The following is a 23,817-nucleotide window of genomic DNA, read 5'->3' as shown; positions in this document are numbered from 1 at the left end:
TAATCTCAAATCTCGAATCTCAAATCTCAAATCAATATATATTATGGCAGAAGTGATTACAATGCCACGTCTTTCCGATACAATGACGGAAGGGAAAGTGGCTAAATGGCATAAAAAAGTAGGAAATAAGGTAAAAGAAGGAGATATTTTAGCTGAAATCGAAACTGATAAAGCAGTGCAGGATTTTGAATCTGAAGTTGAAGGAACCCTTTTATACATTGGCGTTGAAGAAGGTTCAGCAGCTGCTGTAGATTTAGTTTTGGCTATTATCGGAAACGAAGGTGAAGATATTTCTGGATTAACAGGTGGAACTACAGCCTCAGCAAGTGGTTCTGAAGAAAAAAAATCTGAAGAAGAGTCTAAAACTGAAAATGAATCTACCAGTGTTGAGCAAACTTCTGCAGAAGTCCCTGCTGGAGTAGAAGTGATTACAATGCCTCGTCTTTCTGATACAATGACAGAAGGAAAGGTTGCTAAATGGCACAAAAACGTAGGAGATACAGTAAAAGAAGGTGATCTTCTTGCTGAAATCGAAACCGATAAAGCTGTACAGGATTTTGAATCAGAATTCAACGGAATCCTTTTAAAGCAAGGTGTTGAGGAAGGTGGCGCTGCCCCCGTAGATACAGTTTTGGCAATTATCGGACCTGAAGGAACAGATGTTTCTTCGGTTGGTGCTCCAAAAACTGCTGAAAAATCATCAGATAAACCTGCTGAACAAAAAAATGAAACTAAAACAGAAGAAAAATCGGTTGCACCAACTGCAAATACTTCTTCGTCAGACAGAATAGCAATTTCTCCTTTAGCTAAAAAAATGGCACAGGATAAAGGTGTTGACATCAATTCCGTACAAGGTTCAGGTGAAAATGGAAGAATTGTGAAAAAAGATATTGAAAATTATCAACCATCTGCAAAACCTTCTTCTTCAGTTCCGACTGTAAATCCCGCGGCGCAAGTTGCATTGAGTTTTGTTCAGGGTGAAGATACTGAGACTCCAAACTCTCAGGTAAGAAATATTATTGCAAAACGTCTTTCTGAAAGTAAATTCTCTGCGCCTCACTATTATCTGATGGTAGAGATCAACATGGATAAAGCAATTGAAGCAAGAAAAGAAATCAATTCTTTACCAGATACTAAAATTTCCTTCAACGATATGGTGATTAAAGCGACTGCGATTGCTTTGAGAAAACATCCGCAAGTAAATTCCAGTTGGGCAGGAGATAAAGTAATTCACAGAGGAAATATCAACGTTGGTGTTGCGGTTGCAATTCCTGACGGATTGGTTGTTCCGGTTCTTAAGAATACAGATCAGATGAGTTACACTCAGATTTCAGCTGCTGTAAAAGATATGGCTGGAAGAGCAAAATCTAAAGGTCTTAAAGCAAACGAAATGGAAGGTTCTACATTCTCAATCTCCAACTTAGGAATGTTTGGAATTGAAACTTTCACAAGTATCATTAACCAACCCAATGCTGCAATTCTTTCGGTGGGTGCAATTATTGAGAAACCAATTGTTAAGAATGGGCAAATCGTGGTTGGAAATATTATGAAGCTTTCATTAGCTTGTGACCATAGAGTAGTAGATGGTGCAACTGGTGCTCAGTTCTTACAAACATTAAAAACATATTTAGAAAGCCCTTTAACTCTGTTACTGTAACTTTTGAAATTTAAGCATTAAAACCTCTCTTTTTGAGAGGTTTTTTATTCAATGTCAATTGCTGCTTTTGAATTTGCTAATTTTAATAATTTAAACGTAAAATTAAAGTCACTCAATATTTATAGAATGTATTGAAACTAAATTTTATGAAAATTATTATTCCTAAAAAATAGATAAAAATATTATTAAGTAGGATAAAAGGTTTACTTTAGTAAAAAATCTTTATGAAGATTCTGAGAATTCTTTCTTCTTAGTATTCTATTTTCGGCAAAAAATCAACGTTTTTCTTATGAGTATAAAGTCATAAAAGATTCTACAAAAACATGTAGTCGATTCTGGAAATAATCCTACAAAAGATATTCGACAAATGATACCGGAAACACAAAATAACAATGATTGATGAAAACGGAAAACCTTTGGATATAGATAAAATGATGAAAGACCATGTGATAAATGTAAAATCAAATAATACAAAAATAATAATCTACTAGAATTAGATTTGTTGAAATTATTGAATTAAAAAAAACACCTATTGCAATTTTGCAATAGGTGTTTTAAATTATTTTATTTTCCAGTGACTTCCATCCTTTGGAGGTTCTTTTGGTCCATTGTCAACACTAGCATCTAATTTTATAGAATCTGCTTTTAAAATAATATTCTTTGGAGGCGTTGTTACTGTGGTTGAATCTGTAGCTCTCCAATGAGAACCATCTTTGGGAGGTTCCGTTGCCAAAGAATCATTTTTGGAATTTTGAGATTCAGTCTGATTTGATTGTACGGCTGACTGTATGTCATCTTCTAAAAGGTTGTTATCTGTCTGCCTACATGCAGTGCTACAGATTGCAATAGCAATTAAGCTTATTGCGATTAATTTTGTTTTCATTTTATTCTAGGATTAATGATTGAGACTATACTTAATTTAGATGTCCGAAAGTACTTAAAAATAGATATATATTACAAACTTATGATGGTTCGATTTATAAATTTTTACCATAAAATAAAAATATGTTTGAAACACAATCAGATTCGTTGTTGATTAATTAAATTAAACTCATCTCACTAAAATAGCTTATAGTATGTAGATTTTATGTATTTTTGAATAAAATTTCTTAGGAAATATCCGATGATCAAAAGATTTTTTATAGTTTTTTACTGCCTTATATCTGCAATACTCTATTCGCAGGATTTTTATTCGAATATTAGGGAGAAATATTGGGTTTATGAGGAGAACGACCCTAGAGCTTTAGTATATATTAATCAATACATTAAAAGAGCAAAATCAGAAAAAAACTTTCCCGAACTTTTTCAGGCTTACAAAGATGCAATTACATATTCTGAAAATAAAAAAATTATTTATGCAGATAGTGCAATTGTTGCCGCCAAAAATTCAAAGAATAATGATCTGATAGGTGATGCATTTTTAACAAAAGGAGTCATATATTATTTTAATCAGAGAAAATTTCAATTTGCTTTAGATGAATATTTAAAAGCATATGAATATTTAAAAGATTCTAAAAATGAATATTTAAAATATAGAAATATATATCATATCGGTGTAGTAAAAAGTTATTTAGGCTATTATGATGAAGCACTAGAGATATTTGAACAGTGTATAGATTTTTTTGAAACTAAAATTAATGGTAATATAAAGGAAAATTTAGTTTTCAATAATACTAAAGGCTATTTAAATTCCATACATCAGGCAATTATATGCTACCAGAATCTGGGCAAGAATAAGGAAGCTACAGAACTGTTAAAGATTGTTGCTAAAAAAATACCTAAAACAAAAGATTTTTACCTGGAGAGTAGTTATTTCAAAAAGAGTTTAGGAGTATCTGAGTTTAAAAATAAAAATTACACCGCTGCTATTACCCAATTTGATTTAGCACTTCCCGAACTTATAAAAGTAAATGATTTTACCTGGGCATCATACATATATTTCTATAAAGGAAAGAGTTATGAGCTTTTAGGTAATCAAAAACTTGAAGTAGAAAATTACACTAAAGTTGATTCCATATTTAATAAAAATAAATTTATTCTTCCTGAGCTCAGAAGCAATTACGAAGAATTGATTGAATATTATAAAAAGAATAACAATCATAAGCAAGAATTATATTATACCAATCAGCTTCTTAAAGTTGACAGCGTTATTGCATCAGACTTCAAACATCTTTCAACTCGAATTTACAAAGAATATGATACTAAGATGCTTCTGGAAACAAAGGAAAATCTTGAAAAGTCCAATTCGTACAACAAATTGTTTATCATTATTTGTCTGGCAATAATTATTGCACTTGGATTTGTTATTTATTATAGAATCAGAAAACAAAAAAATATTCAAAAAATCTACGAAGATTTACTTGTTAAACTTGAAGAAACCAGTCGCCCGGAAATTGTTTCTGTTCCGATAAAACCTGAAATATCAAGTTCTTCTGATTCAAATGATAAAAGTATTAAATTTGATAGCAGTATCGTAGAAAAGCTTCTTAATGATATTCATACATTCGAGAAAAATCAAGGCTATCTTGAACAGGGTATTACTCTTAAAAAACTTGCTGAACAATTTAAAACAAATACTTCCTACTTATCTCAGGTCATAAACGAATACAAAGGAAGTAACTTCAATACTTATATTAATGTTTTAAGAATCAACTTTGCCACTCAAAAAATTTATCAGGATAAGGAATGGAGAAAATATTCAATCGAACATATTGCTTCTGCTGCCGGTTTTAGTAACAGACAAAGTTTTTCTAATATTTTCCTAGAGCAGAACGGAATAAGGCCTGCCGATTTTATTAAGAAAAGAATAAAAGAACTGGAAGATCAGAATAATTCATAATCCTATTTAATATTATAAAACAAAATAGAACCTCAATTGAGGTTCTATTTTTCTATTAATATAAATGTAAATATGGTGTCTTTTAAAATTGTAGAGAACAGGGTTCTTTTCCCTAGATTGTCAGAACCCTGATTTTCTACATGAAAACTGAATGATGAAAAGTTATTATATCTGAATGATTAAGTGTCTCATTTTATCTGTAACAAATATATTATCATATAATTTCAATTGCAATTTATTGTGGGTAGCATTTATAAATATTGACAGAGCTTAAACAAATTTTCCGATCAATTAATTTTTAATCAACTATTTTTCAGAAACTTATAATTTTTGTTTTAAAATAAATTTTAATTGATTATTTTACAGCTATTATTCATTTTTATGCATTTATTCAGATTCTCAGTAGAATTTATCCGCAATTAACTACGTAAGTTTGGAACATTTTACTAATTTTTTTCTGAAATAATTTTCTGAAATTCAATTCATAATATAATTCATAATTCAAAACTTATACATATCTTTATGATATCAAAATAATATCATTTTAAAAATTACAATCATGGAAAAAGTTTTAAAACCAATGTCAGGTTATTTGGCGTTAATACTATCTTTAATCTTATTGGGAGTTTCAGCGTATCTTTTTATTTATGGAATTAATGATGGTGAAAATGTAGATATCACTTACATTATCATCTCGATTATTGCATTTTTTGTCACCTTTTTTTTATTAAAGGGTCTAATGATTATTCAGCCCAACCATTCAAGAGTTCTCAATTTTTTCGGAAGATATGTAGGAACAGTGAAAGACAACGGAATGTTCTTCATCAACCCGTTATATTCATCGCAAAAAATGTCGTTGCGTTCTGAAAATTTACAGGGGCAAACTTTGAAAGTGAATGATAAAATGGGTAACCCTATTGAAATTGCAGTCGTAATGGTGTGGAAAGTAGGAGATACTTACAAAGCTGCATTTGACGTGGAAAGATATTCGGATTTTGTGAAAATGCAGAGTGAAGCGGCAGTTCGTCATCTGGCGATGAGCTTTCCGTATGATAATCTGGAAGACGATCATGCCCCGATTACATTAAGAGAAGGTGGAGATAAAATCAATTCAATCCTTGAACAGGAATTGACAGACAGACTTTCAAAAGCCGGAATTATCATTCAGGAAGCAAGAATTTCTCATTTAGCTTATGCATCAGAAATTGCAGGAGCAATGCTTCAAAGACAGCAGGCAACGGCAATTGTAGCAGCAAGAACAAAAATTGTGGAAGGTGCAGTGGGAATGGTAGATTTAGCCCTAAAGAAACTTTCAGAAGAGAATATTGTTGAACTAGATGACGAAAGAAAAGCAGCTATGGTAAGTAATTTAATGGTCGTTTTATGTGGTGAAAAAGCAGCACAACCCATTTTAAATGCCGGAACGTTGTATAATTAAGGTTTAGGCTTAGACTTAGATTAATAATAAAATTTATCATTAAATAAAAGTCTTTGCTGAGCGAAGCGCCTTTGCGAACGAAAAATATTCTCAATAATTTAAGAAAAAAATCTTTGCGACCTTTGCGTTAAAAGAAATTTCCGACTAGAAAACAAGAAAATGAAATCAGAAAAAGCTCAAAACTCTCCAGAAAACAAAAGCAAAAAATCTTTCGTGATAAGGATAGATGAGTCTACCTATAAACTTCTTGAAAAATGGGCAAATGACGAATTCAGAAGTGTCAACGGACAAATTGAATATCTTCTTAATCAGAGTTTAAATAATTCAGGAAGAAAGAAAAAAGAATAAAATACAATTTTAAAATAATTAAAAGCAGAGAATAGTTTCTTTGCTTTTTTTATTCAGCAGTTCCGGTAAAATAGCCACTTATAATGCTCCAGAAATTTTTACCCATGAAATAAATTAGAGTAGAAGTGATAATTCCCTTTACCGTAAAAAATACAATTCCCCAAATCCCGAATTTTTTCAGCATTTTCTTCCATCTTGTACTTTTTTCTGCATTTTGTTCGTTTAAAACTTCCTTATTTTCCATTTCAGTATAGTAAATATTGATACACAAAGATAAGCATGTTTAAAATGATTCCAAATAAGAAATAGGTTAAAAAAAATTAAAATTTTTCAGTTGAGTAATATTTTCTATCTTAGGCAAAACGAAAAGTTAAATTTTTATGTCAAAAAAAATCAAAGATTTCGGAATTGAAAATTCATTAAAAAAATTAGGAATTAAAGATGAAAATAAGGGAACTTCCGTTGGTGGAAAATTCTTTGCATCAGGAAAATCTATAGAAAGTTATTCTCCGGCAGACGGAAGATTAATCGGAAAAGTAAAATTGTCGAACGAAAAAGATTACGACAAAGTAATAGAATCTGCTCAGAAAGCATTCTTAGAATTCAGAACAATGCCTGCGCCGAAAAGGGGCGAAATCGTACGTCAACTCGGACAAAAATTAAGAGAATATAAAGACGATCTTGGAAAATTGGTTTCTTACGAAATGGGAAAATCTCTGCAGGAAGGTCTTGGTGAAGTTCAGGAAATGATCGACATCTGCGATTTTGCAGTAGGCTTATCAAGACAGCTTCACGGCTACACAATGCATTCTGAAAGACCGGGTCACAGAATGTACGAGCAATATCATCCGCTTGGAATTGTAAGCATTATTACCGCTTTCAATTTCCCGGTTGCAGTTTGGGCCTGGAATACGGCTTTAGCTTGGATCTGTGGAAATGTTACCATCTGGAAACCATCAGAAAAAACTCCGCTTTGTGCAATTGCCTGTCAAAATATTATGAATGAAGTTTTGGCAGAAAATAATATATTTGAAGGAATTTCAAGTGTTTTGGTTGCAGATCACACGATCGGACAAAAATTAGTTGATGACAAACGTGTTGCCTTAGTTTCATTCACAGGCTCTACAAGAGTCGGAAGAATGGTATCATCTAAAGTGGCGGAAAGATTTGGTAAGTCAATTTTAGAGTTGGGGGGAAATAATGCCATCATTATTTCTAAAGATGCCGATTTGGATATGTCAATTATCGGAGCTGTTTTCGGAGCCGTTGGAACTGCAGGACAAAGATGTACCTCTACGAGAAGATTGATTATTCATGAATCTGTTTATGACGAAGTGAAAAACCGTCTGGCAAAAGCTTACGGACAGTTAAAAATCGGAAATCCGTTAGACGAAAATATGCACGTTGGTCCGCTGATCGATGTTGAAGCAGTTAATCAATATGAATTAGCGATTGAAAAATGTAAGAAAGAAGGCGGGAAATTCGTGGTTGAAGGTGGGGTTTTAGAAGGAAAAAACTATGAATCTGGGTGTTATGTAAAACCATGCATCGCTGAAGTTAAAAATTCTTTTGAAATCGTGCAGCACGAAACTTTTGCACCGATTTTATATTTAATTAAATATTCCACGCTGGAAGAAGCCATTGCAATTCAGAATGATGTTCCACAAGGTTTATCATCAGCAATTATGACTCAGAATTTAAGAGAAGCAGAATTATTCCTTTCTCATGCAGGTTCAGATTGCGGAATTGCCAATGTAAATATCGGAACTTCCGGTGCTGAAATAGGTGGTGCTTTTGGTGGTGAAAAAGAAACTGGAGGCGGTAGAGAATCTGGTTCTGATGTTTGGAAATACTACATGAGAAGACAGACAAATACCATCAATTATACGGCAAGTCTTCCATTAGCTCAGGGAATTAAATTTGATTTGTAAATAAGTTCTAAATCTTTCAATCACAATTATATGGACAATATATTAGAAATTCAGTCAAATAAAATAAAAGAAACCGTTGGAAAGCACGTTTTGGCAGACGGTTTTGATTTTGTAATGGATATTGAAAACTCTCACGGATCATGGATTCACGATTCGGTTTCGGGAAAAAATTTCCTTGATATGTTTTCAATGTTCGGCTCAGCTTCAATTGGTTATAATCATCCTTATTTGGTTGAAAAATCTGAATGGCTGGGAAAAATGGCTGTCAACAAACCGACTTTAGCTGATGTTTATTCAAAAGAATATGCGCATTTTCTTGATGTTTTCGAAAGAGTGGTTTTGCCTAAAGAATTGCAATATGCTTTCTTTATTGAAGGCGGAGCTTTAGCTGTTGAAAATGCTATGAAAGCGTGTTTCGACTGGAAGACAAGAAAAAATTTCGAAAAAGGCTTAGATTTGGAAGCCGGAATCTGTATTCATTTCAGACAGGCTTTTCATGGAAGAAGCGGTTATACATTAAGTTTAACAAATACTTCAGACCCAAGAAAATATCAATATTTTCCGATGTTTGACTGGCCAAGAATTTTGAATCCCAAATTGAATTTCCCGATTACGGAAGAAAATTTAGAGGAAACCATTAAAAACGAAAATTTAGCTTTACTTCAGATTACAGAAGCCATTCTTTCGAAGCCTAATAAAGTGGCCTGTATCATTATAGAACCGATTCAGGCTGAAGGTGGCGATAATCATTTCAGAGATGAATTCTTTGTTGGTCTAAGAAAAATCTGTGATGAGCATGAAGTTCTGTTGATTTTTGATGAAGTTCAGACAGGAATCGGAATCACCGGTAAAATGTGGGCATTTGAACATCTGAGTGTAAGACCGGATATTATTTCTTTCGGTAAAAAAACCCAGGTTTGCGGAGTTTTAGCAAACAAAGAAAAGTTTGATGAGATCCCTAATAATGTTTTCCGTGAAAGCTCAAGAATCAACTCTACTTTTGGGGGTAATTTAATAGATATGCTCCGTTTCCAATTGGTAATGGAGGTGATTGAAAAAGAAAATCTTTTAGAAAATGCCAATATTGTTGGTGAATATCTTTTGGAAGGTCTGCAAAATTTAGCTCAGAAATTTCCTGAAAAACTGTCTAATGCAAGAGGAAAAGGTCTGATGTGTGCAATAGATTTGCCTTCCGGAGAGCAAAGAGATCACATCAGAAATGTACTGTATAACGACGGTTTGATTATCCTTTCCTGTGGCGATCAATCCATCCGTTTCAGGCCGCATTTGAATGTTACGAAAGAGGAAATTCAGATTGCTTTAGATAAAATTGAAAATAATATTGATAAGATTTAAAACTGTAAATTTGGAATTCTGAAAAAAAAATTCTAAATTTAGATACTCAAAATGGATTTTATATGGAAAGAAACACGAGAGTATCAGTTTTTGAAAGTGACAAGCCTGCAGAAATACAGTTGATAAAATCAAAATTAGAAGATGCACAGATCACGAATAATGTAGAAAATAATTATCTTACTTTTACAACAACACCTACGGCAACAACTTTAAAAGTAATGGTAGATTTGCAGGACGAAAAGAAAGCATTTGACGTTATAGATGCTTATCTTCAACAAAATCAGAATCAATAAAAAAACAATTTCATAATTTTAAATTTTACTACTTCGAAACCGAAAATTAATTCATGTTAATTTTCGGTTTTTTTATTAAAAGATATTTAAAACTGATGAATGTCCGCTTAAATATAAAGTTAAAATCGGCGATCATTTTGTCATTTCTTAAAAATCTAAAATACTTTATTTCCAGTATATTCAGATTTCTTCAGAATGATAAAGAAACCGTTAAAACCAAATTATTACTATTTACGGACATCTATTTTAAATTTTATTAATAAACTTTATGTAGCTAATATCTCTAATCATAAAATATTAAAATAAAAATTAGAATTTTAAACTGACCATTAATTATGATCAATAACTTTTGGCATTAATTATGTTATTCCCAATTTTAAATTCCTTACTAAAAACTTCTTATGATTGATAAAAACGAAATCCAATTTAAAAAAGCAGAATCATCGGATATTAACATCATATGGGAAATCATTCAACAGTCGGTCGAAAGAAGGAGAATAGATGGAAGCCAACAATGGCAAAATGGTTATCCAAATCTGCAAACCATAGAAAATGACGTAGCAAAGGGATTCGGATATGTTCTTACAGTTAATCATGAAGTTGCCATTTATGTAGCACTAATTTTTAATGATGAACCAGCTTATAGCACGATTGAAGGAGAATGGTTAACGAATGGGGAATTTGTGGTCGTTCACAGAGTAGCAGTTTCCGAAAAATTCGCAGGACAGGGTCTTGCAAAAAAGCTTTTTGATTATATCGAAGATTTTACAAAGTCTCAGAATGTCTTAAGTGTAAAAGTTGATACAAATTATGATAACCTTGCAATGCTTAAAATTTTAGAATCAAAAGGATATACGTATTGCGGAGAAGTTTTTCTTGCAGGTGGAGTGAGAAAAGCATTCGAAAAAGTATTGATTTAAAAAAACGTGAAAGGTTAAATGCACTTTCATTGATTCTTTAAGAAACTATTTATTTATAAACTCTATTAAGTTTGTTCGTTTAGTTCCGAACTAATTTTTACTTTTGTTGAAAATTATTTTATAATGAAAAAAAGTCTGGAAGTAGATGAGAAAATATTTCAGGATGCTGTGAAGTTTTACGGTACTATTCTCAATCTGCCACCTTTGGCTTCAAAAATTTATTCCTACCTGATTTTCGATTTTGATAAGGTGGGAATTACTTTTGATGAGTTTGTGGAAGTATTTTCAGCGAGTAAAAGCTCAGTTTCTACCAGTCTAAATGTACTTCTTAATGCAGAACTAATCATCGACGTTAATAAAATGGACGAGAGAAAAAGATATTTTTTCGCAAACGATGATTACAAGAAAATAAGATTTGAAAAAATAGTTCAGAAAATGCAGGATGAATTGAAACTTTTAGATGATCTTAAAAATTTCAGAAAAACGGAACACAAAGATACTGATGACAGAAATGAAGCTTATAAAGCTCTTTTAAACAAAAGCATATCAAATATTCAGGAATCTCTTAATAAATTATAAAAATGACAAATAAGCTTATACTATTTTCTGTAGCAGCATTTTCACTGACTGCCTGCAAAAAAGAAGCTCCGAAACAGGATGGGCCAAAAACTTTTCCTGTCGTTTCGGTAGAAAATAAAAATGTTGTAGGATACGATATTTTTCCGGCAACTATTCAAGGTAGAGTAAATAATGACGTAAGAGCAAAAATCTCAGGTTACATTACCCAGGTTTTGGTGGATGAAGGTCAGTATGTGACTAAAGGACAGCCTTTATTCCGTTTGGAAACCAACACTTTAAACGAAACAGCTGCAGCAGCAAAAGCTGGAGTTGGAGCGGCACAATCTAATATTGCAGCAGCTCAGGCAGCGGTAAGTGCAGCTCAGGTTGAAGTAAATAAACTAAAACCTTTGGTTGCAAAAAATATCATCAGTAATATTCAGCTTCAGACGGCACAGGCAAATCTTTCTCAGGCTCAAGCTCAGGTTCAGCAAGCAATTGCAGCGAGAGAGCAGGCTAATGCAAATTACAAAGGAGCAGCAGCAAACGTTGATTATTCTATCATTCGTGCGCCTATTTCCGGTGTTATAGGAAAATTACCGTTGAAAGTCGGAAGTTTGGTAGGTCCAACTGATCAAACTGCTTTAACTACGATTTCAGATACTTCAGAGATATTTGCTTATTTTTCAATGAATGAAAAAGAGTATTTCGATTTCCTTGAAAAATCAGTAGGAGCAAGCGTTCCAGAAAAAATAAAAAATCTTCCAATGGTTGAACTTCAGTTGGCAAACGGAAGTATTTATCCTGAAAAAGGCAGAATCGAAGCTATTACCGGTTCTATTGATCCGACAACAGGAACTATTCAGTTTAGAGTTTCATTTAAAAATGCTCAAAAACTTTTAAGTAACGGAAATAGCGGAAGCATAAGATTCCCTAAAAATTATGATAATGTTTTGGTTGTTCCTGAAAGTTCTACTTACGAGCAGCAAGGTATTGTTTACGTTTATAAAGTTGAAAAAGATACTGTTAGAAATGCAGTTGTTGAAGTAATCGAAAGAATAGACAATTTAGCTTTAATAAAATCTGGTGTTAAAAAAGGTGATAAAATTATCGCAGCCGGAACAGGAAATATCAAACCTGGAACAGCAGTGAAACAGAAAGAAATAAAAATGGACAGTTTAGTACAATCAGTAAAACCGAAATTCTAAAATGATAAAAAACTTTATTAACAGACCGGTTTTATCCACTGTAGTCTCTATTCTTATCGTGATACTCGGTGTTTTGGGATTGACGGCGCTTCCGGTGACTCAATATCCAGACATTGCACCTGCAACGGTGAGTGTAAGAGCCAATTATACCGGAGCAAACGCAGAAACTGTGATGAAGAGTGTTGTTGTTCCTTTGGAGGAACAGATCAATGGTGTTGAAGGGATGGATTATATTACATCAACAGCAGGAAACGATGGTTCAGCTCAGATTCAGGTATTCTTTAAACAAGGTGTAGATGCAGATATTGCTGCAGTAAACGTTCAAAACCGTGTGTCAAGAGCCAGCCCGTTACTTCCGAGTGAAGTGACAAGAGCCGGTGTTGTTACTCAGAAGCAGCAAACCAGTGCATTGATGTACCTTTCGTTTTATTCTGAAAATAAGAATATTGATGATGTTTATCTTCAGAACTTTTTGAATATTAACGTTATCCCTAATCTTCAAAGAATTAATGGAGTAGGTGAAGCCAACGTTTTTGGTGGGAAAAACTATTCCATGAGAATCTGGTTGGATCCTGCGAAATTGGCAGCTTACGGAATTACACCCACCGAAGTTACAAACGCAATCAACGATCAGAGTAGAGAAGCCGCTGCTGGATCTTTGGGTCAAAACAGCGGAAGTTCTTTCGAATATATTATCAAATATGTCGGAAAATTCAGTGAAAAAGAACAATATGATGATATTATCATTAAATCTCTTCCGGACGGACAGAATTTAATGTTAAAAGATGTTGCTAAAGTTGAATTAGGCGGACTTTCGTACTCAGGAGTTGGTGAAAACGGAGACAATCCTTCCATCAGTATGGGTGTTTTCCAGACTCCGGGATCAAATGCTCAGGAAATTATTGAAAACATTAAAAAACAGCTGAAAGAAAACGAAAGTACTTATCCTGAAGGGGTAAAATATACTTTTAACTTTGATACCAATGAGTTTTTGGATGCATCAATTGAAAAAGTAATTCATACGCTGATAGAAGCATTTATCTTAGTTTTCATCGTGGTTTATATCTTCTTACAGGATTTCAGATCAACATTGATCCCGGCAATTGCGGTTCCGGTTTCTATTGTAGGAACATTTTTCTTCTTGAATTTATTTGGATATTCTTTAAACTTACTAACGCTATTTGCTTTGGTATTGGCAATTGGTATTGTGGTCGATGATGCAATTGTCGTCGTCGAAGCTGTACACGCAAAAATGGAACAAGGAATTTCAAATGCGAAAAAAGCTACCGTTGAAGCAATGGACGAAATTACCGGAGCGATTATCTCTATTACTTTGGTGATGGCAGCAGTATTTATCCCGGTGACCTTTATTACGGGTCCAACTGGTGTATTTTATCAGCAATTTGGGATTACTTTAATTATTGCTATTATTATTTCTGCAATTAATGCTTTGACCTTGAGTCCGGTTTTATGTTCGTTATTTTTAAAACCTCACGAAGAGCATCACGAAGATTATAAAAATAAAAATTTCATTCAGAAGTTCTTTTATAAATTTAATATAGGATTTAGAACTGCTACAGAACGTTACGGTAGAGGATTTAATTTCTTAATTAAGCATAAATGGGTTACGGTAATAATTCTTATTGCGACTTGTGGGATTATTTATTGGGCAAACGGAAGCATGAAAAAAGGTTTCGTTCCGACAGAAGACCGGGGAATTATCTTTACTGATGTGCAGCTTCCTCCTGGAGCTTCAATGGAAAGAACCTACAATGTTCTGAAAACTTTGCAGAAAGATGCGCTTAAAATTCCGGGAATTCAGAATGTGACAATCTCAACAGGTAGAGGATTGCTTTCCGGAAACGGAAGTAACAACGGTCTTGCTTTCGTTAAATTAAAACCATTTGACGACAGAAAAGGAGACGGTTTATCTTCTGATGAGATTACAAAACGATTGTTTGGCTTGGCAGGAAAAGTTCCGGATGCTAAAGTAGTATTCTTCCAACCACCAAGTGTACCAGGTTTTGGTAACAGTGCAGGTTTTGAGATGGTTCTTTTAGATAAATCCGGTGGCGATTTTGCTCAGCTTGATGCTAAAACGAATGAATTTATCGGGAATTTAATGCAGAGACCTGAAATTGAATTTGCTCAGACTTCATTCAATACAAAATATCCGCAATATATGATGGAAATAAATGTTCCGTTAGCGAAGCAGAAAGGGGTTTCCGTAAATGATATTTTGTCAACAATGCAGGGCTATATTGGTGGAATTTATGGTGCTGACTTTACCAAATACGGAAAACAGTTCAGAGTAATGATTCAGGCACTTCCTGAAAACAGAGTAAGCGCGGAAGATCTTAACAAATATTATGTAAAAACAAGTTCTGGGGAAATGTCGCCAATTTCACAGTTTGTAACTTTGACTAAAACGTACGGACCTCAATCTGTTGGACGTTACAACCTCTTTACTTCGGTAAAAATTACAGGAGCCAACAAAGCAGGATTTAGTTCCGGTGATGCGATTACGGCAGTTCAGCAAGTTGCTAATGAAACACTAGATCAGAATTATGATGTTGAGTTTACAGGTCTTACAAGAGAAGAATTAAGTTCAGGTTCGCAGACTTTATTGATTTTTGCTTTGAGTTTAGTATTTGTTTATTTCATTCTTTCTGCTCAGTACGAAAGTTATATTTTACCTTTAGTTGTAGTAATCTCGCTTCCACTTGGGGTAATGGGAGCTTATTTCGGACAGAAAATAATGGGATTGGAGAACAACATTTATTTCCAGATTGCATTGATCATGTTGGTTGGATTATTAGCTAAAAATGCGATTTTGATTATTGAATTTGCAGTTCAGAGAAGACATCATGGCGAAACCATTGTAGAATCAGCCATTAATGCAGCTAAAGCAAGATTAAGACCTATTTTGATGACCTCATTAGCATTTATCTTCGGTTTATTACCATTGGTTTTAGCAAGCGGAATCGGTGCAGTCGGTAACCGATCAATTGCAACAGGTGCTTCAATTGGATTGTTAATAGGTACAATCTTAGGTGTTTTTGTAATTCCTGTTTTGTATGTGGTTTTCCAGACTTTGCAGGAGAAAATTAAACCTATCAAACCAAAAGACATCAATTTAGCTGAATAAGAAATCTCTAAGATTTAAATAATGAAAAATTTATCAATAATAAAAGGAACGGCTTTATCGGTGCTTACCGCTGTAGTTATTACTTCTTGTCATGTGAGAAAAGAGTACGAAAGACCTGCAGCAGTAGATGAAAAACTTTTCCGAACAGATATGCTTCCGAAAGACAGCACAAGTACCGCAAATGTTTCATGGAAAGAAATTTTCACCGACCCTGTTCTTCAGAAACATATTTCTAAAGCTTTAGAAAACAATTTAGATATAAGAATCGCCCTGCAGAATATTAATTCTGCAGAAGCGTATTTAAGACAAAGTAAAGCGGCATATCAACCTACATTAGCAGTTGGTCCCGGTTATACTTTTCAGACTCAGTCAATCAATACCCAGTTCGGACAAATCATTGGTGAAAGAAGATATGTGAACCAGTTTGATATTACCGGAAGCATTGCTTGGGAAGCGGATTTGTGGGGAAAATTAAAATCTCAGGAAAAAGCCCAGCTTGCAACATATTTAGGAAACGTTGCCGCACATCAGGCGGTAAAAAGTGATCTGGTTTCATCAATTGCATCGAGTTACTATCAATTATTGACTTTAGATAATCAAAAAAAGATTATTAACGAGACCATAGAAGTGCGTGAAAATAATCTTGAAACAACGAAAGCATTAAAAGAAGCAGGAACTTTAACGGAAGTTGCAGTTCAGCAAAGTCAGGCTTTGGTTTATAATGCTCAGTCTTTATTAATCGATATTGATACTCAGATTCAACAGTTGGAAAACACAATGAGTCTTTTGATGGGTGAACCTTCGCAGCCAATCGAAAGATCAACACTGGAAAATCAAAGACTTCCTGAAAACTTTGCATTGGGTTATCCAGCCAATTTGTTGGCAAACCGTCCCGATGTAATGGAAGCTGAATTTAGACTGAAAAATGCTTTTGAATTGACAAATTCAGCGAAAGCACAGTTTTATCCGACACTAAAACTGACGGGAAGTGGAGGATTACAGTCTGTTGACATCGATCATTTGTTCAGTGTTAATTCACTTTTTGCAAGTTTAATTGGAGGATTAGCTCAGCCGATTTTAAATAAAAGACAAATAAAAACCAACTACGAAGTGAGTCTGGCGAATAAAGAAACGGCGTATCTAAATTTTAGAAAAACCATTCTTACTGCCGGAAAAGAGGTTTCAGATGCCATCAGAGTTTTCTCGGTACAGGATTCTTTTATTGATTTAAAGCAGAAAGAACTAGATTCTTATAAAAAATCTGTTGATTATTCCCAGGAATTGGTTAACTACGGAATGGCAAACTATCTTGAAGTTTTAAATGCCAATGTTAATTCTTTAAATGCCGAACTAAACATTTCTAATGCGCAATACAGTAAAATGAAAGCAGCAGTAGATTTGTACAGAGCTTTAGGCGGTGGCTGGAAATAAAAAAAGTTAGTTATTATATATTCAATCTTGTTAAGACGTGTGCTGGAAACAGTGCACGTTTTTTTATAAAAATTTATCCAAAGATTTGCAAATTGTCTATAAATACTTACATTTGTACCGCTTTAATGCAGATAGGGGAATTAGCTCATCTGGCTAGAGCGTTAGACTGGCAGTCTAAAGGTGACGGGTTCGATCCCCGTATTCTCCACTTGATAATGAAAGAGTTGTAAGGTTTTAACTTGCAGCTCTTTTTTTATTTACACAAAAGCTTTTCATTTTTTATATTAAGCTTTAAAATAAGCTCAATCTCAAAACTTGGGGGCTATGCAAAGAGCTTAGATAATCTAAACTTTTGCATATTGAACCATAACAAATACAATTTGTAAAATTTTAAATTAATACTTTATTTAATTAGAACCTGTTGTGCATTTATGGGAAAATATTAAACAAACTGAAAATCAAAACTTGTATTTCTTTGATAAGCGAAGCGCCCTTGTTTTACTTTATTTCAGCATAGTTTTTGAGTTACTTTTGCTTAACCTTGCGTTTATTTTATCGCAAAGTAAAACAAAGAATTTAAATCAAAAAGTTTTTTTTAAAGGTAAACAAAGGCGTTTCACTTACTGAAGTAAAACAAATTTATAAATGCACAACAGGTTTAATTAGAGAACAATTACTGTCTGTAAATAATGACTTGGTTCTAATAGCTGTCATTTTAAAGGATAAAATGAAAAAAAATTTGCTGGCCTTTCCTTCATATCAAAGCGCACATTCAAAAAGAAAAATAATTTATGACTTCAGTCATAAATTATTTTTTTTTAACTTCTTAGTTTTGACTGATAGATAAGTATCAATCCAGATTTATATCTATGTTTTTAACTCAAGTTTTTTTTAGGCTGTCAATTCATTGACGGTCTATTTTATTTTAGATTTAAAAATATCATATATACCACAGATTCAATCGTTGGCAATAGTTTTGTTTATATAATTCAAAATATTATTTATGAAAAATTCAGTAAAAATAGCTTTAGGAATTGTTACAGGTGGAGTTTTGATTTTTTTAAATCAAAAAAGAAGACAGAGAAAAAACAACGGAGAAATTTTTACCGCTCCTGATGGAAATCAATACAAAGAAAATCAAATGTACCGGGCTGCAAACGGTGAAGTTTTTAGAAATGGTAAAAAATTGCGCTCTCAGATTCCTTTAGATTTTTCTTATAAACAGAATAAATTTGATTCAAATATGAACAATCAAAATCTTAATGAAAATTTTAATTTGCCAAAAAATAATGTTTCTTACCACCATAAAGGTGACAGACACAGGTAGAACTACCAATTTTTCATATAAGTTTGGTTTTAGTTAATCCTCATTTTTAAATTGACCTTACTTATCTCTCTATGTGAGGACAAATATAAAAACTATAGAGATTTTCTATATTTAATAACACTAGTTTTGTACTGCTCAACAAAAATATATTGTTGGGCTTTTTTATAATAAGTATATTTATTTATTTATTTATTTAATCATTCTATAAAAGTATATCAATATCATTTTTCTGATTAATATGAATTTTCATACATTTTTAAACCTTAAATAAAATTTATCATGTTTTCATATGCATTTTTAAATTTCAGCTGGAAAGAATTGTTTTTGGGAACTGAAGATTGGGCTTTTCTTCTGGAGATTATTTTAAGAACAGTCATCATGTTTCTTACCATAATTGTAAGTCTCCGTGTTTTAGGAAAAAGAGGAGTGAAGCAGCTATCTATTTTTGAGCTCGTCGTAATAATAGGTTTAGGTTCTGCTGCAGGTGATCCTATGTTTTATAAAGAAGTGGGAGTTGTTTCTTCGATGATTGTTTTTTTAGTTATAATCATACTGTATTCATCGATAACTGCCTTGATTGGAAGATTTAAAAAGATAGAAAACTTATTTGAAGGACAGGCAATGTACTTAATAAAAAACGGAGTTTTTGCAATTGAAAATTTCAAAAAAGAAAATCTGGGAAGCGATGAGTTTTTTGCTGAACTAAGAGTGAAAAACATTTCGCATCTGGGTCAGATTGAGTTTGCTATTGAAGAAGTTTCCGGAGAAATAAGTGTGTTTTTCTTTGAGGATGACAAAGTAAAATTTGGTCTTCCTATTATGCTCAATTCTTTGGATAATCCTCTTCAAGAGATTCAGAATTCCGGTTATTATTCTTGTACCTTCTGCGGTTATACTGAAGAAAAAAATGTAGGCACTGCAGGAAGATGTCATCATTGTGGTAAAAAAAACTGGGTTGCGGCGAGTAAAAGAAAAAGAATTAGTTAACATAAGAAATCCCCAACTTTCGTCAGGGAAATTCAAAAATAGATATAATTTGATTATTTCTTTCAGAGCAATATTTAAACCGCCGCTTTGTGAAACGATGATTTAAAAAAAGCTGTAGTTTCTTTTCCGAAAAGACATGAAAAAATATTCTGAAACTCGTGAATATATTTACATTTAATCGTATTTCCGTAAATTTTAAGACCTTCAACTATTTTTTTAGAATTCAGGTCGATATCATATTTAATGAATGATTCAGGGCTTTCGTAACGGATTTGATGATCTGAAGCATACGTTCTTTTAAAACCAAATTTTTCTAACCAGTCTCCGGTAATTTTAATAGGATTTATTTTTTCTGCTGATAAAGACACGCTATGCAAATCATTCTCAATCTTCACAAAATAATCGTTGTTATTTTGATAGATTTCAGTAATTGTAAAAATCTCATTTTGGTATTCAACCAAATTTTTAATTTTTAGATCAGTAACTTTCATATTATTTTGTAGTGTATTTGTTATTATTGTATGTTGTTACTATTGGCAAATACTATGCCTTGCATTGTTGATGTGGTATATAAAGTTAAATATACTTGATAAATTTTTGTGATTATTTTTTCAAATATGGCAAAATTAATCTTTTACTACTTTTTTATAAGTTTCTAAAGCTCTGTTTCTTGCGAAAGAGTGGTCAACAATCTGAGAAATTTCAGAATAATTTTGTGGCAACCATTTTCTGATATATTTTTGATCTTTATCAAATTTTTTCGTCTGTTCTGCAGGATTAAAAATTCTGAAATAAGGTGCTGCATCACAGCCGCAACCTGCTGCCCATTGCCAGTTTCCGTTGTTTGATGAAAGCTCGTAATCCAAAAGTTTTTCGGCAAAATAAACTTCGCCCCATCTCCAGTCTATCAAAAGGTGTTTGGTGAGAAAACTGGCAACAACCATTCTTACCCGATTATGCATAAATCCGGTTTCGTTAAGCTGTCGCATTCCTGCATCTACAATAGGGTAGCCGGTTTTTCCTTCGCACCAGAGTTTAAATTCTTTCTCACTATTTCTCCATTCAATTTTTTCATATTTTTCTTTAAAACAATTTTTTACCACTTTTGGAAAGTGATATAGGATCTGCATAAAAAATTCTCTCCAAATTAATTCATTCAGCCAGGTTTCATTGTGTTCAGAAGCATATTTTACACATTTTCTTACTGAAATTGTACCGAATCTTAAAGCAATACCCAATCTTGTTGTGTGATCTAATGACGGAAAATCTCTGTTTTTATCATAAGATTCTATGATTTTTTTATCTAAAATAGGTTTTTCAAAAACCAGATCTGTTTTTTCAAAGCCAATTTCTTTTAGACTGTGAATTTTTTTAGCTTTAAATGAATAAAAATCACCAAAATCTGTCAGAGGTAAAAGAATTTCTGTCTGAAAAAATTTTTCTTTCCACTTTTTAGAAAACGGTGTATAAACGGTGTATGGTAAACCGTCGTTTTTTACAATTTCATCTTTTTCAAAAATGACCTGATCTTTAAAATCTTTAAACTCTATATTATTTTTTTTGAAAAAATCAGTAATTTCTTTGTCACGCTGTATTGCTTGAGGTTCGTAATCACGGTTGCAGAAAACAGTTTTAACATCAAACTCTTTTATAATTTCTTTAAAAATTTCAAGTGGTTTTCCCAGATAAGTTTTAATTCCGGATTGATGTTTCACTAATTCTTCATTCATTCCTTCTAAAACCTGATGAATATAATCAACGCGTCGGTCAGATTTATTTTCAAGTTGATTTAAAATTTCACTATCAAAAATAAAAATCGGTAGAACTTTATGATCTGATTTTAATGCTGAATTCAAACCTGTATTATCCTGAAGTCTCAAATCTCTGCGAAACCAGAATATATTAATTTTGTTCATCTTTTTTGAATTTATAAAAGAAAAAAAGATTCCAGAGAATCATTTCGTAACCGTAAACAATATCTTCAACAGGAATCGTTAAAATTCTGAAACCTATAAAATCTTTCGGATTATAATTAACAACAGGAGAATCGAGACCAGTTCCCGTGAGAATTCCGTTGACAGCTAAAAATCCGGGCATCAAAAACAGATAAATCAAAGAAGCTTTACCAATCCATCTTACTTTTAAAACAAAATAAAGTGAAGTTAGGCTGATTGCTGTTGTCAGAAAAGTAACAAAAGAGTATATTTTATCTCTGAAAAACAGGGCTAAAATACAATACAATATTATTGAAATAACAACAAAAACCTTTTCGACAGAAGGCTTCCAATCAAGTTTGAAAAATTTATCTAAACAGAAATAAGTAAAAACACACGAAAACGGAATGCAGATAAAAAAGAGTAATTCCTCAATCGGAAGACCAAAAAGTCGTTTTCCGATAAGATATTGATCATTAAACCACCAAACTCCTTTTTCTGTAAACCAAGTATCCCAGGCAATAAAAAAGACAGCAACGGTGAGAGATGCCATTAAGAATGCTCCAAAATGCCTGTGAAATTTAATTTTTGGATGAAAAGAAAATATAAAACAGATAATTATGGTGAAAAAATTGATCGCTAAATACGTGTATTGCCACATTTATACTCTTTTTTTATTGAAAAACATTTTAAAATATTTCACAGGAACCCAAAGAAATCCGAAACATTCGCCATATTCTTTGCCTGTATGTTTGTGATGTTGCTTATGCCCTCTTCGAATTGCCAGTAAATAAGGATTTTTAGTATTTTTTAAAATCTTAAAACGTTGATGAATAAAAATATCGTGCACGAAAAAATACGCCATTCCGTACAGAGTAATTCCTATGGCAATGTAAAAATAAGTATTAAAATTATTTATGGTTCCATAATACATTAAAGCTATAGTCGGAATAGCGAAAATGGCGAAGAAGTAGTCATTTCTCTCCATTTTTCCTTCATTGCTGTGATCGTGATGATCACGGTGAAGCGTCCACAGAAAACCATGCATAATGTATTTGTGAATCAGCCAGGTCATACCTTCCATCACAAAAAAAGTGGTAAAAACAATTAAAAAATTCATGTTATTTTTTGTTAAATGCTTCTTCTAAAACTTTAAAACGATAATCAAAAATATTTTCGAGCTTTTTCTTAACCATCAGTTTGTGAGCAATTTCGCCCAAAAAACCGAAAGGAAGTTCATAATCTACGTTATCAACCATTAAAACGCCATCCTCATTTGCAACGAAAAAGTGATGATGATGCCACATTTTGAAAGGACCTTTATTTTGAATATCAGTAAACATTTTTTGTGGCTCAACCTTCGCAATGATAGTCTGCCACTTTAATTTTACTCCAAAAAGCGGAGAAACATAATAATCTATGACCATGCCTTCGTAGATTTCTTTGTCATCAAGTTTTGTTCTTACAATAAACTTCATATCTTTTGGAGTAATTTCTGCAAGATTATTGGCTGATGAAAAAAATTTCCAGGCAGTTTCTAAATCGCAATTGAGCTGTTGCTGTCGTTGAAGTCTGTGTATCATTTTACATTAAATTATTTACAGAAATGACATTTTGTATTGTACATAACTGCTCATCATTAAAGAGAATTTTCGTCCGTTTGAAATCCTGATTCTCTGATTGATGATATTATTTGCTGAAGTTCTCTTTATTTTTCTGAAAAGAGAAATGTAATACCGGTATGCTAAATACACGCCAAATCTTGAGGAATTGGGTAATTTCTTGATGCCCTCCAATGCTTCTTTAAACTCTTCATAGATTTCCTGCTCGATCTGAGCTTTTACCACATTATCGAAATAAGAAATATCAACATTCGGGAAATAGGTTCGTCCTAAAATCTGATAATCGTCTTTCATATCGCGCAAAAAATTTACCTTTTGAAAAGCAGAACCCAACTTCATCGCTGTAGGTTTTAATCTGTCATACATTTCTTTGTTTCCGTCGACGAAAATATGAAGGCACATTAAACCGATAACTTCGGCAGAACCAAGAATATACTCTCTATACAGATCTGAGTTATAGTCTATTTTATGTAAATCCATTTCCATACTTTTTAGAAACTGATTGATCAATTGCACATCAATGTTATACTGATGAATTGTCTCCTGGAAAGATTGTAGAATAGGGTTTAAAGATATTTTTTCTTCTAAAGCCTGATTGGTTTGTTCACGAAATCTTGATAAAAGAGTTGAACGGTCAAAATTATGAAAGCTGTCTACAATTTCGTCTGCCAATCTTGCATAACCATAAATGGCGTAAATAGCATTTCTAATTTTGGGAGAAAGAGCCAAAATCCCAAGGGAAAAACTTGTGCTGTATTGTTTTGTGGTCTGTTTACTGATCTTATAAGAAAGATCATCGAAAAGTTTTTTCATATGTCTG

General features: G+C 32.7%; 22 protein-coding genes and 1 tRNA gene. 15 read left to right on the top strand and 8 right to left on the bottom strand.

What is annotated here, in order from left to right; translation table 11 throughout:
• Positions 1–43: 43 nt before the first annotated feature.
• A complete protein-coding gene (locus ACOOWA_RS07035; protein ID WP_421374158.1) occupies positions 44–1,657 on the top strand; it encodes a 2-oxo acid dehydrogenase subunit E2 in 1,614 nt (537 codons plus the stop codon).
• Between the two features lie 559 nt (positions 1,658–2,216).
• On the opposite strand, the gene ACOOWA_RS07030 is transcribed toward ACOOWA_RS07035, so the two are convergent.
• Positions 2,217–2,540, bottom strand: a complete 324-nt coding sequence (locus tag ACOOWA_RS07030; protein WP_421374157.1) for a hypothetical protein — start codon at positions 2,538–2,540, stop codon at positions 2,217–2,219.
• A gap of 240 nt (positions 2,541–2,780) precedes the next feature.
• Here ACOOWA_RS07030 and ACOOWA_RS07025 point away from each other — a divergent pair, with 240 nt between their 5' ends.
• The 3 genes from ACOOWA_RS07025 (at position 2,781) to ACOOWA_RS07015 (ending at position 6,282) form a co-directional block, all read left to right on the top strand.
• Positions 2,781–4,496, top strand: coding sequence for a helix-turn-helix domain-containing protein (locus ACOOWA_RS07025; RefSeq protein ID WP_421374156.1), 1,716 nt, complete (start codon positions 2,781–2,783; stop codon positions 4,494–4,496).
• A 559-nt stretch (positions 4,497–5,055) separates the two neighbouring features.
• A complete protein-coding gene (locus tag ACOOWA_RS07020) occupies positions 5,056–5,934 on the top strand; it encodes an SPFH domain-containing protein (protein ID WP_421374155.1) in 879 nt (292 codons plus the stop codon).
• A gap of 159 nt (positions 5,935–6,093) precedes the next feature.
• Complete coding sequence (locus tag ACOOWA_RS07015; RefSeq protein ID WP_421374154.1) at positions 6,094–6,282, top strand: Arc family DNA binding domain-containing protein; 189 nt, start codon at positions 6,094–6,096, stop codon at positions 6,280–6,282.
• Positions 6,283–6,331: 49 nt separating this feature from the next.
• Here the strand turns inward: ACOOWA_RS07015 and ACOOWA_RS07010 are convergent, their stop codons facing one another.
• A complete protein-coding gene (locus ACOOWA_RS07010) occupies positions 6,332–6,526 on the bottom strand; it encodes a hypothetical protein (RefSeq protein WP_421374153.1) in 195 nt (64 codons plus the stop codon).
• Positions 6,527–6,662: 136 nt separating this feature from the next.
• On the opposite strand from ACOOWA_RS07010, the gene ACOOWA_RS07005 reads away from it, so the two are divergent.
• The 11 genes from ACOOWA_RS07005 to ACOOWA_RS06955 all read left to right on the top strand — a co-directional run bounded on the left by ACOOWA_RS07005 (position 6,663) and on the right by ACOOWA_RS06955 (position 19,441).
• Entirely contained in the window at positions 6,663–8,213 is a 1,551-nt protein-coding gene (locus ACOOWA_RS07005) for an aldehyde dehydrogenase family protein (RefSeq protein ID WP_421374152.1), read from the top strand.
• Between the two features lie 30 nt (positions 8,214–8,243).
• Positions 8,244–9,569: an L-lysine 6-transaminase gene (gene lat, locus ACOOWA_RS07000; RefSeq protein WP_421374151.1), complete on the top strand. Its 1,326-nt coding sequence runs from the start codon at positions 8,244–8,246 to the stop codon at positions 9,567–9,569.
• 62 nt (positions 9,570–9,631) lie between these two features.
• Entirely contained in the window at positions 9,632–9,862 is a 231-nt protein-coding gene (locus tag ACOOWA_RS06995) for a DUF2007 domain-containing protein (RefSeq protein ID WP_421374150.1), read from the top strand.
• A 401-nt stretch (positions 9,863–10,263) separates the two neighbouring features.
• Positions 10,264–10,782, top strand: coding sequence for a GNAT family N-acetyltransferase (locus ACOOWA_RS06990; protein WP_421374149.1), 519 nt, complete (start codon positions 10,264–10,266; stop codon positions 10,780–10,782).
• 123 nt (positions 10,783–10,905) lie between these two features.
• The gene (locus tag ACOOWA_RS06985) at positions 10,906–11,361 is read left to right on the top strand and encodes a transcriptional regulator (protein WP_421374148.1); all 456 of its coding nucleotides are present in this window, start codon (positions 10,906–10,908) and stop codon (positions 11,359–11,361) included.
• A 2-nt stretch (positions 11,362–11,363) separates the two neighbouring features.
• Entirely contained in the window at positions 11,364–12,548 is a 1,185-nt protein-coding gene (locus ACOOWA_RS06980) for an efflux RND transporter periplasmic adaptor subunit (RefSeq protein WP_421374147.1), read from the top strand.
• Between the two features lies 1 nt (position 12,549).
• On the top strand, positions 12,550–15,696 hold the full coding sequence (locus tag ACOOWA_RS06975; RefSeq protein WP_421374146.1) for an efflux RND transporter permease subunit: 3,147 nt from the start codon (positions 12,550–12,552) through the stop codon (positions 15,694–15,696).
• A gap of 21 nt (positions 15,697–15,717) precedes the next feature.
• Positions 15,718–17,127, top strand: a complete 1,410-nt coding sequence (locus ACOOWA_RS06970; RefSeq protein WP_421374145.1) for an efflux transporter outer membrane subunit — start codon at positions 15,718–15,720, stop codon at positions 17,125–17,127.
• Positions 17,128–17,261: 134 nt separating this feature from the next.
• Positions 17,262–17,335 (top strand) — tRNA-Ala (locus tag ACOOWA_RS06965).
• Positions 17,336–18,130: 795 nt separating this feature from the next.
• Complete coding sequence (locus tag ACOOWA_RS06960; protein ID WP_421374144.1) at positions 18,131–18,454, top strand: hypothetical protein; 324 nt, start codon at positions 18,131–18,133, stop codon at positions 18,452–18,454.
• A 279-nt stretch (positions 18,455–18,733) separates the two neighbouring features.
• The gene (locus ACOOWA_RS06955) at positions 18,734–19,441 is read left to right on the top strand and encodes a DUF421 domain-containing protein (RefSeq protein ID WP_421374143.1); all 708 of its coding nucleotides are present in this window, start codon (positions 18,734–18,736) and stop codon (positions 19,439–19,441) included.
• A 74-nt stretch (positions 19,442–19,515) separates the two neighbouring features.
• Here ACOOWA_RS06955 and ACOOWA_RS06950 read toward each other — a convergent pair whose 3' ends face one another.
• The 6 genes from ACOOWA_RS06950 to ACOOWA_RS06925 all read right to left on the bottom strand — a co-directional run bounded on the left by ACOOWA_RS06950 (position 19,516) and on the right by ACOOWA_RS06925 (position 23,810).
• Entirely contained in the window at positions 19,516–19,932 is a 417-nt protein-coding gene (locus ACOOWA_RS06950) for a hypothetical protein (protein WP_421374141.1), read from the bottom strand.
• Between the two features lie 135 nt (positions 19,933–20,067).
• Positions 20,068–21,357 carry a cryptochrome/photolyase family protein gene (locus ACOOWA_RS06945; protein ID WP_421374139.1) on the bottom strand — a complete coding sequence of 430 codons (1,290 nt, stop codon included), beginning with the start codon at positions 21,355–21,357 and terminating at the stop codon, positions 20,068–20,070.
• Positions 21,344–22,036 (bottom strand): lycopene cyclase domain-containing protein, encoded by a 693-nt coding sequence (locus tag ACOOWA_RS06940; RefSeq protein WP_421374137.1) that lies wholly within the window; start codon positions 22,034–22,036, stop codon positions 21,344–21,346. Before ACOOWA_RS06940 ends, ACOOWA_RS06945 begins: the two co-directional genes overlap by 14 nt.
• Positions 22,037–22,495, bottom strand: a complete 459-nt coding sequence (locus tag ACOOWA_RS06935; protein WP_421374136.1) for a beta-carotene hydroxylase — start codon at positions 22,493–22,495, stop codon at positions 22,037–22,039.
• Between the two features lies 1 nt (position 22,496).
• Entirely contained in the window at positions 22,497–22,958 is a 462-nt protein-coding gene (locus ACOOWA_RS06930; protein WP_421374134.1) for an SRPBCC family protein, read from the bottom strand.
• Positions 22,959–22,973: 15 nt separating this feature from the next.
• Entirely contained in the window at positions 22,974–23,810 is an 837-nt protein-coding gene (locus tag ACOOWA_RS06925; protein WP_421374132.1) for a phytoene/squalene synthase family protein, read from the bottom strand.
• Positions 23,811–23,817: the final 7 nt, after the last annotated feature.

This window comes from Chryseobacterium sp. GP-SGM7 (genome assembly GCF_049166575.1).
Lineage (GTDB): Bacteria > Bacteroidota > Bacteroidia > Flavobacteriales > Weeksellaceae > Chryseobacterium.
This window is presented reverse-complemented; position numbering and strand designations above follow the sequence as displayed.